Here is a 3,382-nt window from a genome sequence, read left to right on the forward strand (position 1 = left end):
CTTACGGAGAACCTTATGTAAATTATGCCACAAAAGTAATGTTAGGTGTGAATAAAGTAACGGATTTCAAATTCAATCCGCAGTTAAAAGGATACGCGATTAAGCAACCGGTTTTCTCTTTCAGCAAGTTTCATAATGTGAACAAAGCTTTGGGGCCAGAAATGAAATCTACCGGAGAAAGTATCTTGTTTATTGACGATTTGAAAGACGACCAGTTTTATGAATTGTATTCTAGAAGAAAAATGTATTTGAGCAAATAAGCTTGAGTTTAGATATTGAAAAAGCCCCGTTTTGGGGCTTTTTTTGTTAATATTCTGTAAAGTATTTCAGTGACAATAATATTCAATTTCTCTTTTAATTAGAGATATAGTGATATTGTCTTTAGAGTATTTTTTTCTTATCCAATTATTGTAAGTATCATATTCAACCTCAATATATGTTGTTTCGGTTCTTTCTTCATTATTGTAAAAGCCATCGGATTTCCAGTTTGAAACTATGCTTGTTGGAGTTGTAATTGTTTTGTAAAAACTGCGAATCTCTCTCTTTTCATTGTAATAATACGTGCAATCGAAAATAGAATCTTTTGATTTATATGTATATCTAGAGTTATCTAAAAAATCACGACTATATTTTTCTAATATCACTAATGAGAAATTATTGGATTTTATTTCTTTTTTTATTTCATTCCAAATTTTTGGTTGATGTTTGATAGTTATTAGAGTGTCTTTTATTTTTTTGTATTCATAAATTATGGCCTCGTTTGGATTTAGTGTTTTTTTATCTTTATCCCCAGTTATACTTTTTCCTAGAGTTATTCCAAAACCGTTTTTTGTATTGTAAAAATTATCGTTTATTAACCTGTTCTTGTTGTCGTAAATATAGGTATTGTAATGTCTTAGCGTGTCTTGTGCGTAATATTCTTGCTTGATTAAATTCTTTTTATTGAACAGATTAATGTATTTTTCTTTATACTTATTTCCGTCGTGATAAATATTTGTAGAATCTGGGTAATTGGAAAAATTATTAAAAAATTGTTCTGAAATTAGCCTAGTTTTTCCATCTTCTTTGATTTTGATAGTTTTAATTCTTTCTAATTCATCATATTCGATTGTCTTCCATTCATTATCAAGTGATTTGTCAAAATTTATTTGTTTTGCAATATTTCCATTTTTTGCAAAATATACTTTATAAGCTATAGTGGTTGTATCAATAGTTTCGTTTTTTTTATTAAAAGAAAAACTTTTTATAGCTATACTTTTTACACAGCCATTAAAATCTATAGGTAGAATCTCTTTATTGTTGTTTTCAATTGGTTTTTTTTGAGAATAAATACATAGGTTTAAGAATAATAAAAAAAGCAATATTATTTTTGATTTCATTTACTTACGGATTATTTAGGACTTCAAATATATCCAAATTTTCTCTTCTTTAAGCAATATTCTCCAATCCACCTGGAAACGGTCTGTAGGCGTAATAATGCAAGACTTCTTCGATGGCAATTTTTAGGGCTTCGTTTATAGGAAGCATCGTTGTCGCCAGTCGATAATCGATTTGGGATAACTGCATATAATAATCGGTAAAAATAGGCACGTAAAGCCCTTTGCTGATGGCTCCTTCGGTATTGTTGTAGTTTTCTTGTTGGTCTTCTTTTATGATTTTGCAGGTGGCTAATCGGAGTTCGCCATATTTGTCTCTGCTGGCGGCATAGCCAAAAAGGCGGCAAATTAATCCGCGATAGCGATAGTTGCTGCAACCTCCGTTGTATTCTTCTAAAAGTGCCAGCGGTCGATATATGTGACAAGTGGAAATGGAGGAGTTGTCTAACTCTAATAAGACTTCTTCGGCTTTCCCATTCAAAAATAAATGCAATGCCCAAGGTAAAAATTCTAAAGGCGATGCATCAATGTCGGGTTTGGAACAGCACTTGCCGCAGCCAGTAAGACAATGCAAACCAGTTTCGGATTTGAAAGCAGCAATTTCTTTTTCAAGACGGTCAAATAACTCTTCTACCAAACGAACCTTGTGTTCTATTGTCATTATTTTTTGTGAAAGGTAGGCTATTAAAATTACTATGGCTATAATATTTGTTTATTTACAGTATATATTGGTTTTTGTCGCATAAGCGAGAATAAAATATTTTTTTGCATACAAATAGGATTGAATTTATATTGATATAAATTTAGGTTTGGACTTTTTTTGTACATTTCAAGAATATATAAATCAATAATGACAGCAAAAGGAATAACACTATTTTGGTTTCGTAGAGATTTACGTTTGGAAGATAACGTGGGTTTGTTTTATGCTTTAAAATCCAAATATCCAGTTATTCTCTTGTTTATTTTTGATGAATCTATTTTGGATAATTTGCCCAAAAATGATGCTAGAGTTGGGTTTATCTACGACTCTCTTTCTAAAATAAATCAGAAACTTCAAGAAGTAGGATGTTCTCTTTTGATAAAAAAAGGAAAGACCAGAGAAGTTTGGCAAGAAATCCTCAAGGAATTTGATGTTAAGGAGGTTTTCTTCAATAAAGATTATGAACCTCTAGCCATCAAAAGAGATACGGTTATTTGTGAATTATTGGAAACCAATAAAACAGCTCATTTTTCATTTAAAGACCAAGTGATTTTTGAAGAAAAGGAAATCACAAAATCCGATGGTTTGCCTTATACAGTTTACACGCCTTATAAAAATAAGTGGCTGGAGAAATACAATTCAATGGCTCCAGTTGCAGAATATGATACTACTGACAAGTTTTTAAATTTCTATAAAAGCAACTTTACTTTTCCAACTTTAGAAGATGTAGGTTTAGAAGAAAGTTCAATAAAAGTTCTTCCGCATAATTTGAAAAACGTTGCCAATTATCAAGAAACCCGTGATTTTCTGGCTTTGGATAGCACGACGCATCTTTCGCCTCATTTGCGTTTTGGAACCGTTAGCATTCGGAAATTAGTGAATTGGGCAGCAAATAAAAACCAAGTTTTTTTGAGTGAATTGATTTGGAGAGAGTTTTTTATGCAAATACTTTTTCATTATCCAAAAGTGGTTTCTCATAATTTCAAATCAGCTTATGACGGAATCGAGTGGCGAAATAATGAAGAAGATTTCAAACGCTGGTGTTCTGGGACAACAGGTTACCCAATGGTAGATGCGGGAATGCGAGAATTGAGCGAAACAGGTTATATGCACAATCGGGTTCGAATGGTGGTGGCGAGTTTTTTGTGCAAACATTTATTAATCAATTGGCGGTGGGGCGAAGCCTATTTTGCTGAAAAATTATTAGATTATGAAATGGCTTCCAATGTTGGAAACTGGCAATGGGCAGCTGGGACAGGTTGCGATGCCGCACCTTATTTCCGAGTTTTCAATCCGGAAATTCAAT

4 protein-coding genes are annotated in these 3,382 nt (G+C 32.3%); 2 read left to right on the top strand and 2 right to left on the bottom strand.

Going from position 1 to position 3,382, the window contains the following annotated elements; translation table 11 throughout:
• Nucleotides 1–260, top strand: a 260-nt coding sequence (locus PHC28_RS17215) for a hypothetical protein (RefSeq protein ID WP_300103464.1), incomplete at its 5' end; no start/stop codon positions are given.
• 66 nt (nt 261–326) lie between these two features.
• Here PHC28_RS17215 and PHC28_RS17220 read toward each other — a convergent pair.
• Nucleotides 327–1,379, bottom strand: a complete 1,053-nt coding sequence (locus tag PHC28_RS17220; protein ID WP_300103466.1) for a hypothetical protein — start codon at nt 1,377–1,379, stop codon at nt 327–329.
• A 49-nt stretch (nt 1,380–1,428) separates the two neighbouring features.
• Nucleotides 1,429–2,037: a YkgJ family cysteine cluster protein gene (locus PHC28_RS17225; RefSeq protein WP_300103468.1), complete on the bottom strand. Its 609-nt coding sequence runs from the start codon at nt 2,035–2,037 to the stop codon at nt 1,429–1,431.
• Between the two features lie 189 nt (nt 2,038–2,226).
• On the opposite strand from PHC28_RS17225, the gene PHC28_RS17230 reads away from it, so the two are divergent.
• Nucleotides 2,227–3,382 (top strand): deoxyribodipyrimidine photo-lyase (locus PHC28_RS17230; RefSeq protein ID WP_300103470.1); only part of this gene is annotated, 1,156 nt, incomplete at its 3' end.

It is taken from the genome of Flavobacterium sp. (assembly GCF_028712645.1).
In the GTDB taxonomy this organism is placed as follows: Bacteria; Bacteroidota; Bacteroidia; order Flavobacteriales; family Flavobacteriaceae; genus Flavobacterium.